Source organism: Klebsiella variicola (assembly GCF_000828055.2).
Classification (GTDB): Bacteria; Pseudomonadota; Gammaproteobacteria; order Enterobacterales; family Enterobacteriaceae; genus Klebsiella; species Klebsiella variicola.
On the sequence record NZ_CP010523.2, the window covers coordinates 4,341,851 to 4,355,570 of the forward strand.

Consider the following 13,720-nt stretch of genomic DNA (forward strand, 5'->3'; position numbering starts at 1 on the left):
AACGATCGTTTTGGCGAAACATCCCCATGCCATTTCAGTTACACTAACGTCTTTCATTTCACAAAATCAGGCAAACCATGACAGATTTAATCACTCGCCCCCGCCGCCTGCGTCAATCCGCTGCGCTGCGCGCCCTGTTTGAAGAGACAACACTGAGTTTGAACGACCTGGTGTTGCCGATCTTTGTTGAAGAAGAAATTGATGATTACAAAGCGATCGAGGCCATGCCCGGCGTGATGCGCATTCCGGAAAAATATCTGGCACGTGAAATCGAACGCATCGCTAACGCCGGCATTCGCTCGGTGATGACCTTTGGCATTTCTCATCACACCGATGCTACCGGCAGCGATACCTGGAATGAAAATGGCCTGGTGGCGCGTATGTCGCGGATCTGCAAGTCCACGGTGCCGGAGATGATCGTCATGTCCGATACCTGCTTCTGCGAATACACTTCCCACGGTCACTGTGGCGTGCTGTGCGACCACGGGGTGGATAACGACGCGACCCTGGAAAACCTCGGCAAGCAGGCCGTTGTCGCCGCCGCCGCCGGGGCGGATTTCATCGCTCCTTCCGCCGCGATGGACGGTCAGGTACAAGCGATTCGCCGCTCGCTGGATGCCGCCGGTTTCACTAATACGGCAATTATGTCCTACTCCACCAAGTTCGCTTCCTCCTTCTACGGCCCGTTCCGCGAAGCGGCCGGTACCGCGCTGAAGGGCGATCGGAAAACCTATCAGATGAGCCCGATGAACCGCCGGGAGGCCATTCGCGAGTCGCTGCTCGATGAAGCCCAGGGCGCCGACTGCCTGATGGTGAAACCGGCTGGCGCCTACCTGGATATTCTGCGCGATATCCGCGAACGCAGCGATCTGCCGCTCGGCGCCTATCAGGTCAGCGGGGAGTACGCGATGATCAAATTCGCTGCCCAGGCGGGCGCTATCGATGAAGAGAAAGTGGTTCTGGAAAGCCTCGGCGCTATCAAACGCGCAGGCGCCGACCTGATCTTCAGCTATTTCGCCCTCGATCTGGCTGAGAAAAAAATCCTCCGTTAAACCCGCCCCTCCCCGGTGGCGCTTCGCTTACCGGGGCTACCAAACCTCATCCCCGGTGCGCTGTATTTATCGCGACCACCACACCGTAGCCCGGATAAGGCGCTTGCGCCGCTATCCGGGGACAGGCGCTAACCAATATCTGTAGCTAAAACTTTGCGCGCCGCTTTCCACCTTCTGCGCCTTCTCCTTGGCGTACCGGATTTCGCCTTCTAACGTGTTAAACCACATCATAAATACCGAATTCCAGGAGATCCTGTGGTGGCTTATCGACGTTATTACATTAAGGGGGGAACCTGGTTCTTCACTGTTAACCTTAAAGACCGTAGAAGCATGCACCTAACTGAAAACATAGAATTATTGCGCTACTCTGTCGCCGTTGTTAAACAACATCGCCCCTTTATTATTGATGCCTGGGTGGTGTTGCCTGAACATCTGCATTGCATCTGGACACTACCTCATAATGATGACGATTTTTCTTCACGCTGGAGAGATATCAAAGGCTGTTTTAGCAGAACGTTAAAACGACAACCCCTCTGGCAACCGCGCTTCTGGGAGCATGCCATACGCGATGAAGATGATTACCGCCGACACGTTGATTACATCCATATCAATCCACTTAAGCATGGCTGGGTCACCCGGGTGATCGATTGGCCATTTTCAACCTTTCATCGCGATGTCCAGCGCGGGCTATATCCCCCAAATTGGGCTGGCGATAGCTTTGATCTTAGCTGCGGTGAACGCCGATAGCCTCTCCCCGGTGGCGCTGACGCTTACCGGGGCTACAAATCGGCGCCAACCGTAGCCCGGATAAGGCGCTTGCGCCGCTATCCGGGAAACCTCCCCCGCTGCGACCGAAACTTCACCCAACTGTAATCTGAACGACATCTCCACCTTCTACTGTCTGGGCAGGACGGAGGAGGAGCCACTATGTTTAGTCTCGACAACGTACTCGATGACCTGTGGCCTCAGGCGAGGCCCGCCCCCTGGCAAAAGAAACTGTTAAAAAAGCTGTTTCATGAGGAAGAGTTTCAACAATTTGCCGATCGTCATCGCCACCTGAAGGGGCTTGATACGGTCGAACAGGTACTGGAATACCTCAATATCCGCTGCGCCATCCCGGCGCACGATCTCGAACAAATCCCCGAATATGGCCCGCTGGTCATTATCGCCAACCACCCCACCGGCACCCTCGACGGCCTGGCGCTCCTGTATGCGGTATCCCGCGTGCGCCGCGATGTCAAAGTGGTCACCAACCGCATGCTCACCCACCTTGAGCCCCTGAGCTCGCTGTTTATCCCGGTAGATAATATTCATGGCCGCACCGCTAAAGCGGCGCTGCAGCAGATGGATCACCAGCTGCAGGCCGGCGGGGTGCTGATCTTCTTCCCGGCGGGGGAAGTCTCCCGCCTCACCCTTCGCGGTATCCGCGATAAAAAATGGCACTCCGGCTTTATTAAGCTGGCGGCAAAATATCGCGCCCCGCTGCTGCCGGCGTGGATTAACGCCCATAACAGCGCCCTGTTTTACGCCAGCACGCTGGTCTCCGACAACCTGCCGCTGCTCCTGCTGATGCAGCAGATGTTTCGCCGGCGCAACAGCAGCCTGCCGGTGCGCATCGGCCAGCAGATCCCCTGGTCGAGCTGGTTCGATGCCAAGTCCAGCGCTCGCGAGCTTACCGGCCGCTGCTATCAGCACCTTGAACAACTGCGCAAAGGGCTGCCGGGCCAGTTCAAAACCGAAAGCGCCATCGCCCGTCCGGAAGACCGGGCATTGCTCAAACGCGAACTGCATAAGGCCGAGTGTCTGGGCCGCACCACCGACGGCAAAGTGATTTACCTCTGGCAGCGCAACGGCCAGGAGGACGCGCCGCTGCTGCGCGAGCTGGGACGTCTGCGGGAAATCGCCTTCCGCGCGGTCGGGGAAGGCAGCGGCAAACGGCGGGATATCGACGGGTATGACGACGACTATCTGCATCTGATCCTGTGGGATGAAGACGATCTGGAAATCGTCGGCGCTTACCGCTTTATGCCGACGGCCATCCAGCTGGCAAAGCGCGGCCTGGAAGGGATCTACAGTTACAGCCTGTTCCATTACGACGGGCGGATGGACGATGTCCTGCAGCACGGCATTGAGCTGGGGCGCAGCTTTATCCAGCCGCGCTACTGGGGGCGTCGCGGGCTGGACTACCTGTGGTCCGGCATCGGCGCTTATCTGGCGCGCTATCCGCACTATCGCTATCTGTTTGGTCCGGTGTCGATTTCTGGCGGGTTGCCGCCCGCCGCCCGCGATCTGCTGGTGGCGTTCTACCGGCTGTGGTTCCCGGCGACGCATCCGCTGGCGGAGTCGCGTCGACCTTATCCGGCGTCGCTGCCCGACGTGCTGGCGCAGTTTGGCGGGGAGGATTACAACGACGACCTGGCCCGGCTGAAGTCCCTGCTCGGCAATCTCGGCTGCGCGATCCCGCCGCTGTATAAGCAGTACTCGGAAGTGTGCGAGCCGGGCGGCGTGCAGTTTATCGATTTCGGCAGCGATCCGGATTTCAATAACTGCGTGGATGGTCTGGTGCTGGTGGATCTCACCTACCTGAAGGCCAATCGCTATCAGCGCTATATTGGCGCGCATCTGGGTGCGCAAAAATCGGCATAAACGCTTTTTCCCGGCTTGCGGCGCGTTGCGCCTTAGCCGGGCTACGGTACACCATTTCCGACGGATCGGTCGCCCGGAAAAGGCGCGTCAGGCGCCGCCTCCGGGAAGCAGCGGGCAATGCAGCATCCGCTTTTCTCCGCGGCTCGCGGCTGATGCCTTAACCGGCTACAAGCATTACCCCGCCCGGTAATACGGCTTATCGCCGAGGATCGTCGCCCGGTGCATGATCCGCCGCTGCGGCAGATAGTCGGCGTTGGCGTAATGCTGGGTCACCCGGTTATCCCAGATAGCGACATCGTTCGGCTGCCAGCGCCAGCGCACCTGGAACTCCGGTTTAGTGACATGAGCAAACAGGAAGTTCAGCAGCGCTGCGCTCTCTTTCTCACTCACCTCGACAATTCGCGTGGTAAAGCCTTCATTAACGAACAGCGCCTGCTTGCCGGTCACCGGGTGGGTACGCACTACCGGATGCAGCAGCGGCGGATGCTTCGCCACCGCTTCCTGCCAGCGCCGATGCTCGGCTTCGGTCTTGTTGTACTTATACTCCTGGAACGATTTGCGGAAATCGTGTTCGGCATGCAGGCCGCTCAGCAGCTGCCGGAAAGGTTCTGACAGCGCTTCCCAGGCGGCAATGCCGCTGGTCCACAGGGTGTCCCCGCCGGTCGTCGGCAGCTCTTTCGCCGCCAGAATGGCGCCGGCGGGCGGCGTGTCGATAAAGGTGACATCGGTATGCCAGTTGTCATTATCCGGCGGATTATCGTTGTGGGTATCGAGGACGATAATCTCTTCCACGCCAGGGGCGTGAGGGTAGACCGGATGGATATGCAGGTCGCCAAACCGCAGCGCCAGGTCGCGCTGTTGCGCCGGGGTGATATTTTGCTCGCGCAGGAATACTACCTGATGACGCAGCACCGCGTGATACAGCTGTTCAAACTGGTTGTCGCTCAGCGGACGGGTTAAATCTGCCCCGGTCACCTGCGCGCCAATATAGGGCCCCAGCGGGGTAATGCTCAGACGTTCACTCATTGTACTTCTCCATGCCAGGGCGTCAGGCGACGCTGCAGCGCGCGCAGACCCAGTTCCAGTAAAAAGGCGATAATGGCAATCACCGCGATCCCCGCCAGCACCACATCGGTGGCGAGAAACTCGCCGGCAGACTGCACCATAAATCCTAATCCGCGGGTGGCAGCGATCAGCTCAGCGGCCACCAGCGTTGACCAGCCCACCCCGAGACCAATGCGCAGCCCGGTGAGGATCTCCGGCAGCGCGCCGGGCAGGATCACCAGCCACAGCACCTGCGCCCGGCTGGCGCCCAGCGAACGGGCGGCGCGAATGCGCACCTGCTGCGCGCTTTTTACCCCTGCCAGCGCCGACATGGCTACCGGCGCGAAAATCGCCAGGTAGATCAGCAGGATCTTCGAGGTTTCACCGATGCCAAACCAGATCACCATCAGCGGTAGGTAGGCCAGCGGCGGCACCGGACGATAGAGTTCGATCAGCGGATCGAGGATCCCACGCACCGTCGAGTTGAGCCCCATGGCGATCCCCACCGGTACGCCAATAAGCACTGCCGCCAGCAAGGCGATGACGATCCGCGTCAGGCTCGCCGCCAGATGCTGCCAGAGCGTCGCATCCATAAAACCCTGCGGCCCGGCGATGGTGATAAGCTTTTGCAGTACCTGACCCGGCGGCGGCAGAAACAGCGGGCTAATCAGCTGCAGCGCCGCGACCGCCCACCAGACGGCCAGCAATACCGCCAGAGTCGCCACGCTGAGGGTGAGCTGACGGGAGAGCGGCCAGCGCCACTTCAGCGTCGTCTGACGCGGTTTGTCGTTCAGTACCACGCTCATGAGAAAGCCTCCCGTTGGTCAAACACCCGGCTCAGAATGTATTCCCGCTGTTCAATAAACCGCGGGTCGGATTTGATGCTGCGGCAGGATTCGCCCGCGACAAAGCGACGGCTAAAATCAAGCCGCAGCCGCTCCACCACCCGTCCCGGCCCCGGCGACAGCAGCACCAGCTCGGTGGCCATAAAGATGGCCTCTTCAATGTCATGAGTGATCAGCAGCACCTGTTTGCCGGTCTCATGCCACAGTTTCAGCAGCAATGTCTGCATCTGCTCGCGGGTAAAGGCGTCAAGCGCGCCGAAGGGCTCATCCAGCAGCAACAGCTGCGGATTCGCCGCCAGCGCCCGGGCGATGCCCACCCGCTGGCGTTGACCGCCGGACAGCTGCCAGATAAAGCGTTTTTCCGCCCCTTCGAGACCCACCTTCTTCAGCATCTGCGCCGCCGCTTGCCGGCGCTGCGCTTTATCCACGCCCGCCAGCTGGAGGCCCAGCGCCACGTTATCCTGCACATTGCGCCACGGCAGCAGGCCTTCGTTCTGGAAGACCACGCCGCGCTCTGCGCCCGGCCCGGTCACCCGCTGACCTTCGAGGGTGATGCTGCCGTGCTGATAGGGCACGAATCCGGCAATCAGGTTCAGCAGGGTAGTTTTACCGCAGCCCGAAGGCCCCAGCACCACCAACAGCTCCCCACTCTCCAGCGTCAGGTTGATATCCGCCAGCGCCGGTTTACCGCCGTAGTCGGCGGAAAGATGCGAGATTTGCAGCATCGCCGCCTCCTTTACTTCACGAAACGGTCAGTGACGTACTGACGATAATCGGTTCCCGCCGCGGGCACTTTGCCCTGCTCTTTCAGGAAGCGCGCGGTATCGACGATGGCCTGATTGACCGGACCATTCAGCGCCTGCGCCTGCTCAGCGGCGGTCAGGTAGGTGTTCCCCTTCACCAGCCCGGGGACATCAGCTTCCGGCACGCCGCTCAGGCGCGCCAGCTTGCTGATGTTGTCCGGCTGTTTCAGCCATGTTTCCGGGTTGGCGATGTAGGGCTGCTGGGCGTCGATGGCGCTTTTAGCAAAGGCTTTGACGATCTCCGGATGCTGCTCGGCGAAGTCCTTACGGACCACCCAAACATCGAGGGTCGGCGCGCCCCACTCCCCAACCTGCGCCGAATCGGTCAGCACCTTGCCCTCTTTTTCCAGTTCGTTAACCGCTGGCGCCCAGACGTAAGCGCCATCGATATCCCCGCGCTGCCAGGCGGCGATAATCGCCGGCGGCTGCAGGTTAATAATCTGCACCTGGCCCGGCTTGATGCCCCAGTGTTTGAGCGCCGACAACAGGCTGTAGTGGGTGGTGGAGATAAACGGCACGGCGATGCGCTTGCCGATCAGATCTTCCGGTTTGGTAATGCTTTTTTTCACCACCAGCGCTTCGGAGTTGCCGAGCTTTGAAGCGAGCAGGAACACTTCAATCGGCACCTGCTGACTGGCGGCCACCGCCAGCGGGCTGGAGCCGATATTGCCGATCTGCACATCGCCGGAGGCCAGGGCACGCACCACGCTGGCGCCGCTGTCGAATTTCCGCCAGTCGACGGTCGCGCCGCTGGTTTTGGCGAAGGTATTGTCCGCCTGGGCGACTTTCGCCGGCTCAGCGGAGGTTTGATACGCCACGGTCACGTTGACCGCCTGCGCCTGGAAGGCGGCGACAGCCAGCGCCGCCAGAAGAGTAATTCGCGATGTGAATGCCATAATGTCTGCTTCCCCTGAGTTGTTATAGGTGCAGTATTTCCGGCATCAGGAGGGAGATGAAGTAATTAAAAATTCTGGCTAATAGCGAATCGTTTTTAGAACAAAAGCGGGAAAGGATAGTTGGTTTTGAGCGGTTGGTTAGTGGCAGATGGTTGGCGCCGGGTGGCGGCGACGGATCGCGCAAAGTGTAGGCCGGGTAAGCGCAGCGCCACCCGGCACAAAACTCAGCGCTTCGCGTTAAGCGCGGCGATGTCCTTCGGCGTGGTGCGGCAGCAGCCGCCAATCAGCTTCGCCCCGGCCGCCAGCCACTGCGGCAGATAATCCGCCAGGGTGGCGCAGGCTTCGCCATGATGGTGCCAGGTCTTGCTCACCGCATCATAATGTTCGCCGGAGTTAGGATAGACCACCAGCGGCAGGGCCGTCAGGCTGTGCAGATGCGCCAGCGCCGCGGGCGTATTTTCCAGGGCGATACAGTTGATGCCCACCGCCACCACCTGCGGGTTATCCGCCAGGGCAGCCGCCATAACCTCGCGTAGCGGCGTCCCATCGCTGAGATGTTCGGCGTCGCGCAGCGTGAAAGAGTACCAGGCGCGGGCACGGGGATAGTCCTGCAGCAGGGCCGTCAGCGCCTGGATCTCAGCAAATGACGGCAGGGTTTCACAGGCCAGCAGGTCGGCGCCCGCATCCAGAAGGGCTTCGACGCGCGGGCGGTGGAAATCCTGGAACTCTGCCGCGCTGCGCTGATAATCGCCGCGATACTCCGAGCCGTCGGCGAGAAACGCGCCATACGGCCCTACCGAACCGGCCACCAGCAGCGTGCCGGCCTGCGGGTTCTCGGCGAGGTACGCCTCGCGCGCTTTGCGCGCCAGTTCGACGCTTTTGCCGATCAGCGCCCGGGACTGCGCATCATCCAGCCCGCGCGCGGCAAAGCCCGCCGGGGTGGCCTGATAGCTGGCGGTGATCGCCACCTGCGCCCCGGCGCGAAAGTAGTCGAGATGCACATCGCGGATCAGCTGCGGGTTCTCCAGCAGCACTTTCGCCGACCACAGGCTGTCGGCCAGATCGCAGCCGCGGGCCTCCAGCTCGGTGGCCATGGCGCCGTCCAGCAGGACATAAGGCTGGGCGGCAAGCAGAGCAGTGAACGGGTTAGTCTGCGACATGTTGGGACTCCTGAGTCATATTCCGTGAACGAGTGAGATACCAGGCACCATAGCACAGGGCCACAAAGGGGATCCCGCACCACAGCGCAATTCTCTGGCTCGGGTCAAAGGCGAGGCCCACGCAGGCCACCAGGCACAGCACAAACCCCAGAACGGGCACCACCGGATACCAGGGAGCGCGATACTGCAGATCGCTCAGCGCCTTACCCTGCTGCAGATGGCGGCGGCGGAACATAAAGTGCGAGGCGCAGATGCTCAACCACACCGCCACTACCGCAAAACCGGAGATCGCCGACAGCGCCACAAACACCGTATCGGGCGCCACCACGCTGGAGAACAGCGCCAGCACGCCGCCCAGCATACTCACCGACAGCGCGGTCACCGGCACGCCCCGTTTATTGACTTTGGCAAAGCAGGCCGGCAGCGTCTTCTCGTTCGACAGCGACCACAGCATCCGCCCGGAAGCGTACAGGCCGGAGTTAGCCGCCGAGAGGATCGCCGTCAGGATCACAAAGTTGAAAATATCCGCCGCGTAAGGGATGCCCACCTTTTCAAACACCAGCACGAAGGGGCTTTTCTCCACCCCCGCCTGCTGCATTGGGATCAGTGCCGCCAGCACGAACACGGTGCCGATAAAGAAAATAATCAGCCGGGCAATGGTGGTGCGGATGGCGACTGGAATAACCTTATGCGGGTTTTCCGTCTCTCCGGCGGCAATGCCGATAAGCTCCGTCCCGGAGAAGGCGAAGTTCACCGCCACCATGGTCATCAGGATCGGCAGGCCGCCGTGCGGGAACCAGCCTTCGGCGGTGATATTGTGCAGGCCCGGCGCCGGCGAGCCATCCTGCATCGGAATGATGCCGAAAATGGCCGCGCCGCCGAGAATAATAAACGCGATGATGGTGATCACTTTCACCAGCGAGAACCAGAACTCGCCTTCCGCGAAGAAGCGCGTCGAAATGATATTAAGGCCGAAGATCACCGCGCAGAACACCACGCACCAGATCCAGACCGGAACCTGCGGGAACCAGTACTGCATGCAGAAACCCGCCGCGGTGAAGCTCGACCCCAGCGCCACCGTCCACGTTAGCCAGTAGAGCCACGCCACGGTATAGCCCGTCGCCGGGCCAAGATAGCGCGCCGCGTAAACGTGGAAGGCGCCGGTCTCCGGCATCGCCACCGACAATTCACCGAGGCACTGCATCACCAGCCAGACCACCAGGGCGCCAATCAGATACGCCAGCAGCGTCCCGGCCGCGCCGGTGGTGGAGATGATATAGCCGGTATTAAAAAATAAGCCGGTGCCAATCACGCCGCCGAGCGACAGCATGATCAGATGGCGCGTTTTCATGGTGCGCTTCAGTTGCCCACCTTGTTGTTGTGTTGTGCTTTGCATTTTATTTTCTCACGCCAGCCCGCTTGCCCGGGTCATGATGCGTATAAACGTATAGACATCTAAACATCCAAAAGAAGAAGTGTTATACCGTGCTGCCGCGGAAAAAGCAAAGCCGCTGCACCAGGGCACGCGCCGACAGCGTGCAGCCTGCCCCATTTTTGCGCAGCGCCAGCGGGCGCGCCACGCGCTGACGCCTCATCGCGACGGACCACGTTCTGGCACTCTCTTTGCAGCCTGTCGTTCAGAACCTTTCTATCTGGCGAGGCAACACGTATGACAGAGCAAACCACCACCTTAAAAAGAACGCTCGGCAGTTTTCGTTTATGGGGGATCGCCGTCGGACTGGTGATATCCGGGGAGTACTTCGGCTGGAGCTACGGCTGGTCGCAGGCGGGCACGATGGGGTTTATGGTCGTCGCCCTGGCGGTCGCCGCGATGTACTGCGCCTTTATTTTCAGCTTTACCGAGCTGACCACCGCCATCCCGCACGCTGGCGGCCCTTTCGCCTATGCCTACCGCGCCTTCGGGCCCACCGGCGGCTTTATCGCCGGTTTTGCCACCCTGATTGAATTCGTCTTCGCCCCGCCGGCCATCGCCATGGCCATCGGCGCCTACCTCAACGTGCAGTTTCCGGCGCTGGATCCGAAATGGGTCGCCTGCGGCGCTTACGTGATCTTTATGACGCTCAATATTCTCGGCGTCGGCATTGCCGCCACCTTCGAGCTGATCGTCACCCTGCTGGCCATCTTCGAGCTGCTGGTGTTCATGGGCGTGGTCGCGCCCGGCTTCTCCTGGAGCCACTTCACCACTAACGGCTGGGCGGGCGCGGAAAGCTTCAGCGGCCTGGCGCTGCCGGGGATGTTCGCCGCCATTCCGTTCGCCATCTGGTTCTTCCTCGCCATTGAGGGGGCCTCCATGGCGGCCGAAGAGGCCAAAGATCCGCAGCGCACCATTCCGCGCGCCCTGGGCGGCGGCATTCTGACGCTGACGGTGCTGGCGATCGGCGTGATGGTCTTCGCCGGCGGCGTCGGCGACTGGCGCGCGCTGTCCAATATTAACGATCCGCTGCCCCAGGCGATGAAGACGGTGGTGGGCAATGGCAGCGGCTGGCTGCATATGCTGGTGTGGCTGGGGCTGTTTGGCCTCGTCGCCTCCTTCCACGGCATCATTATGGGCTATTCGCGGCAGATCTACTCCCTCGCCCGCGCCGGCTATCTGCCCGCCGGGCTGGCGACCCTCAACCGCCGCACCCGCACCCCACATCTGGCGATCCTCGCCGGCGGGGTGGTCGGTATCGCCGCGATCTTCTCCGACTCGCTGATCACCATCAGCGGCATGCCGCTGACCGCCTGTATCGTCACTATGTCGGTATTTGGGGCTATTGTTATGTATATCACTTCCATGGCGGCGCTGTTCAAACTGCGCCGTAGCGAGCCGAAGCTGATCCGCCCATTCCGCGCCCCGCTCTACCCGCTGGCGCCGGCCTTTGCCCTCGGCATGGCGGTGCTCTGCCTGGTGGCGATGGTCTGGTATAACCTGCTGCTGGCGCTGATTTTCGCGGCGATGATGCTCGGCGGCTACCTGTGGTTCCGCAAAACCGCAGCGGCCCGTGAACGGGCGCCAGTGGATCCTCAACTGCGCACGGTCTCCTGAGGAGGCGGCATGTATAAAACCACGCTATCGGGCCAGGTATGGCGCTTTGATAGTCTGAAAACGTTGATGGCGAAAGCGTCGCCAGCCCGCTCCGGCGACGCCCTCGCAGGGGTTATCGCCACCTCAGCCGAAGAGCGGATGGCGGCGAAAATGGCCCTCGCCGAGGTGCCGCTGACCGACATTCTCGACAACCCGCTTATCCCTTACGAGCAGGACGAAGTGACTCGCCTGATCCTCGACACCCATGATGCGCAGGGCTTTGCCGACCTGCGCCATCTGACGGTCGGCGATTTTCGCGACTGGCTGCTGGATGATGCTACCGATACCGCCACGCTGCAGCGGGTCGCCCGCGCCATCACCCCGGAGATGGCGGCGGCGGTCAGTAAGCTGATGCGCAATCAGGATCTGATCCTTGCCGCCAGCAAATGCCAGGTGGTGACGCGCTTTCGCAACACCATCGGCCTGCCCGGCCACCTCAGCGTACGCCTGCAGCCCAACCATCCTACCGACGACCTGAAAGGCATCGCCGCCAGTATGCTCGACGGGCTGCTGTACGGCGCCGGGGACGCGGTGATCGGCATCAACCCGGCCAGCGACAGCTTACCGGTGCTGGCGCAGCTGAACGTCATGCTGGACGATATTATTCAGCGCTTCGCCATTCCCACCCAGTCCTGCATTCTGACCCATGTCACCAATACGCTGCAGCTGATTGAGCGCGGCGCGCCGGTGGATCTGGTGTTTCAGTCGGTGGCGGGAACCGAAGCGGCCAACAGCGGCTTCGGCATCAATCTTGCCATGCTGCAGGAGGCCCGCGAGGCGGCCCTCAGCCTCAGGCGCGGTACCCTCGGCAACAATGTGATGTATTTTGAGACCGGCCAGGGAAGCTGCCTGTCGGCCAACGCCCACCACGGCGTCGATCAGCAAACCTGTGAGGCGCGGGCCTACGCCGTCGCCCGTCACTTTGAACCGCTACTGGTCAATACCGTGGTCGGCTTTATCGGTCCGGAGTATCTCTATGACGGCAAGCAGATTATTCGCGCCGGGCTGGAGGATCATTTCTGCGGCAAGCTGATGGGCCTGCCGATCGGCTGCGACGTCTGCTATACCAACCACGCGGAAGCGGATCAGGATGATATGGACACCCTGCTGACCCTGCTGTGCACCGCCGGGCTCACCTTCCTGATCGGTGTGCCCGGAGCGGACGATATCATGCTCAATTACCAGAGCACCTCGTTCCATGACGCGCTGTACGCCCGTCGCCTGCTGGGCTTAAAACATGCCCCGGAGTTCGCCGACTGGCTGGCGAAGATGCAGATTATCGATCCGCACGGCACGCTGCGGCTCACCGACGCCCGCCATCCGCTGCTGTCCGTCCTGCCGCAAGGAGCCTCCGTATGAATCGTCCCGATGCCTGGAACCCGCTGCGTGAATTTACCGATGCGCGGATCGCCCTGGGCCGCAGCGGCGCCAGCCTGCCGACCCGCGAAGTCCTCAACTTTGGTCTGGCCCACGCCAGAGCGCGGGATGCCATTCATCAGCCGTTCGCCAGCCAGCAGCTGGTGGCGCCGCTGGCGGCGCTCGGCCTCGACGCCCTGACGGTGCGCAGCGCCGCGCCGGACCGTCACACCTATCTTCGGCGTCCGGATCTCGGGCGGCAGCTCGCCGACGAAAGCCGCGCCGACCTCGCCGCCAGCGGCGTCCGCCCCGCCGATCTGCTGCTGGTGATCGGCGATGGCCTCTCTTCCTGGGCGGTAGAGCGCCAGGCGGTGCCATTGATCCGCGCCCTGCTGCCCTATCTGCAAACGCTGGGTATCGGCCTGGCGCCGGTAGTGCTGGCGCATCAGTCGCGGGTGGCGCTGGGGGATGATATTGGCGAAACCCTGAAAGCCCGCGCGGTGGCGATCCTGATTGGCGAACGACCGGGTCTCTCCTCGCCGGACAGCCTCGGCGTCTACCTCACCTGGCAGCCCCATCGTCAGCGTCTGGAATCTGAGCGCAACTGTATCTCCAATATTCGTCCGGAGGGATTAAGCCATGACGCCGCCGCCTTTAAACTGGCCTGGCTGCTGGAACAGGCTTTTTTACGCCGCGTCACCGGCGTGCAGTTAAAAGATGAAAGTGATAATCCGGCGCTGCATGGAAAAATAAAACCGTTGACCCCTTTAAAATAATAAGTCACACCAGCAGCAGAATAAATTTTAATACTACCGGCGCACCTGAATATT

At 61.3% G+C, this 13,720-nt stretch carries 13 protein-coding genes; 6 read left to right on the top strand and 7 right to left on the bottom strand.

Translation table 11 applies throughout. From position 1 onward, the window contains the following. The first annotated feature begins 77 nt into the window (after positions 1–77). The 3 genes from hemB (at position 78) to olsF (ending at position 3,698) form a co-directional block, all read left to right on the top strand. Positions 78–1,052, top strand: a complete 975-nt coding sequence (gene hemB / locus SP68_RS20375; RefSeq protein WP_002890201.1) for a porphobilinogen synthase — start codon at positions 78–80, stop codon at positions 1,050–1,052. A gap of 255 nt (positions 1,053–1,307) precedes the next feature. After that, positions 1,308–1,799 carry an REP-associated tyrosine transposase gene (locus SP68_RS26900; protein WP_004178721.1) on the top strand — a complete coding sequence of 164 codons (492 nt, stop codon included), beginning with the start codon at positions 1,308–1,310 and terminating at the stop codon, positions 1,797–1,799. A 180-nt stretch (positions 1,800–1,979) separates the two neighbouring features. Beyond that, positions 1,980–3,698, top strand: a complete 1,719-nt coding sequence (gene olsF, locus SP68_RS20380) for a bifunctional ornithine lipid synthase OlsF (protein WP_040973123.1) — start codon at positions 1,980–1,982, stop codon at positions 3,696–3,698. A 174-nt stretch (positions 3,699–3,872) separates the two neighbouring features. Here the strand turns inward: olsF and tauD are convergent, their stop codons facing one another. The 7 genes from tauD to SP68_RS28585 form a co-directional block, all read right to left on the bottom strand. Beyond that, the gene (tauD, locus tag SP68_RS20385; protein WP_004144604.1) at positions 3,873–4,724 is read right to left on the bottom strand and encodes a taurine dioxygenase; all 852 of its coding nucleotides are present in this window, start codon (positions 4,722–4,724) and stop codon (positions 3,873–3,875) included. Further along, positions 4,721–5,548: a taurine ABC transporter permease TauC gene (tauC, locus tag SP68_RS20390; RefSeq protein ID WP_008805332.1), complete on the bottom strand. Its 828-nt coding sequence runs from the start codon at positions 5,546–5,548 to the stop codon at positions 4,721–4,723. Before tauC ends, tauD begins: the two co-directional genes overlap by 4 nt. Next, positions 5,545–6,312 (bottom strand): taurine ABC transporter ATP-binding subunit, encoded by a 768-nt coding sequence (gene tauB / locus SP68_RS20395; RefSeq protein WP_004893960.1) that lies wholly within the window; start codon positions 6,310–6,312, stop codon positions 5,545–5,547. Before tauB ends, tauC begins: the two co-directional genes overlap by 4 nt. 11 nt (positions 6,313–6,323) lie before the next feature. Then, on the bottom strand, positions 6,324–7,286 hold the full coding sequence (tauA, locus tag SP68_RS20400) for a taurine ABC transporter substrate-binding protein (protein ID WP_008805331.1): 963 nt from the start codon (positions 7,284–7,286) through the stop codon (positions 6,324–6,326). A 224-nt stretch (positions 7,287–7,510) separates the two neighbouring features. Then, complete coding sequence (gene mmuM, locus SP68_RS20405; RefSeq protein WP_040973120.1) at positions 7,511–8,446, bottom strand: homocysteine S-methyltransferase; 936 nt, start codon at positions 8,444–8,446, stop codon at positions 7,511–7,513. Beyond that, positions 8,433–9,842 (bottom strand): S-methylmethionine permease, encoded by a 1,410-nt coding sequence (gene mmuP, locus SP68_RS20410; RefSeq protein WP_008805329.1) that lies wholly within the window; start codon positions 9,840–9,842, stop codon positions 8,433–8,435. The genes mmuM and mmuP overlap by 14 nt, the downstream gene beginning before the upstream one ends. An 82-nt stretch (positions 9,843–9,924) precedes the next feature. Then, a complete protein-coding gene (locus SP68_RS28585) occupies positions 9,925–10,041 on the bottom strand; it encodes a hypothetical protein (RefSeq protein WP_162500004.1) in 117 nt (38 codons plus the stop codon). A gap of 74 nt (positions 10,042–10,115) precedes the next feature. On the opposite strand from SP68_RS28585, the gene eat reads away from it, so the two are divergent. Genes eat through eutC form a run of 3 tightly spaced genes read left to right on the top strand, consistent with a single transcriptional unit; the run spans position 10,116 to position 13,666 of the window. Next, positions 10,116–11,495: an ethanolamine permease gene (gene eat, locus SP68_RS20415; RefSeq protein ID WP_008805328.1), complete on the top strand. Its 1,380-nt coding sequence runs from the start codon at positions 10,116–10,118 to the stop codon at positions 11,493–11,495. Positions 11,496–11,504: 9 nt separating this feature from the next. Beyond that, positions 11,505–12,893, top strand: a complete 1,389-nt coding sequence (locus tag SP68_RS20420) for an ethanolamine ammonia-lyase subunit EutB (RefSeq protein ID WP_023322126.1) — start codon at positions 11,505–11,507, stop codon at positions 12,891–12,893. Further along, on the top strand, positions 12,890–13,666 hold the full coding sequence (gene eutC, locus SP68_RS20425) for an ethanolamine ammonia-lyase subunit EutC (RefSeq protein ID WP_023297110.1): 777 nt from the start codon (positions 12,890–12,892) through the stop codon (positions 13,664–13,666). Before SP68_RS20420 ends, eutC begins: the two co-directional genes overlap by 4 nt. The last annotated feature ends 54 nt before the right edge of the window (positions 13,667–13,720 follow it).

What these genes read in the sequence shown, in the direction of transcription:
- mmuP (WP_008805329.1), bottom strand. Translation starts at nt 9,842, where the DNA reads ATGCAAAGCACAACACAACAACAAGGTGGGCAACTGAAGCGCACCATG.
- tauA (WP_008805331.1), bottom strand. Translation starts at nt 7,286, where the DNA reads ATGGCATTCACATCGCGAATTACTCTTCTGGCGGCGCTGGCTGTCGCC.
- hemB (WP_002890201.1), top strand. Translation starts at nt 78, where the DNA reads ATGACAGATTTAATCACTCGCCCCCGCCGCCTGCGTCAATCCGCTGCG.
- tauD (WP_004144604.1), bottom strand. Translation starts at nt 4,724, where the DNA reads ATGAGTGAACGTCTGAGCATTACCCCGCTGGGGCCCTATATTGGCGCG.
- olsF (WP_040973123.1), top strand. Translation starts at nt 1,980, where the DNA reads ATGTTTAGTCTCGACAACGTACTCGATGACCTGTGGCCTCAGGCGAGG.
- tauC (WP_008805332.1), bottom strand. Translation starts at nt 5,548, where the DNA reads ATGAGCGTGGTACTGAACGACAAACCGCGTCAGACGACGCTGAAGTGG.
- eutC (WP_023297110.1), top strand. Translation starts at nt 12,890, where the DNA reads ATGAATCGTCCCGATGCCTGGAACCCGCTGCGTGAATTTACCGATGCG.
- SP68_RS28585 (WP_162500004.1), bottom strand. Translation starts at nt 10,041, where the DNA reads ATGAGGCGTCAGCGCGTGGCGCGCCCGCTGGCGCTGCGCAAAAATGGG.
- SP68_RS20420 (WP_023322126.1), top strand. Translation starts at nt 11,505, where the DNA reads ATGTATAAAACCACGCTATCGGGCCAGGTATGGCGCTTTGATAGTCTG.
- eat (WP_008805328.1), top strand. Translation starts at nt 10,116, where the DNA reads ATGACAGAGCAAACCACCACCTTAAAAAGAACGCTCGGCAGTTTTCGT.
- tauB (WP_004893960.1), bottom strand. Translation starts at nt 6,312, where the DNA reads ATGCTGCAAATCTCGCATCTTTCCGCCGACTACGGCGGTAAACCGGCG.
- mmuM (WP_040973120.1), bottom strand. Translation starts at nt 8,446, where the DNA reads ATGTCGCAGACTAACCCGTTCACTGCTCTGCTTGCCGCCCAGCCTTAT.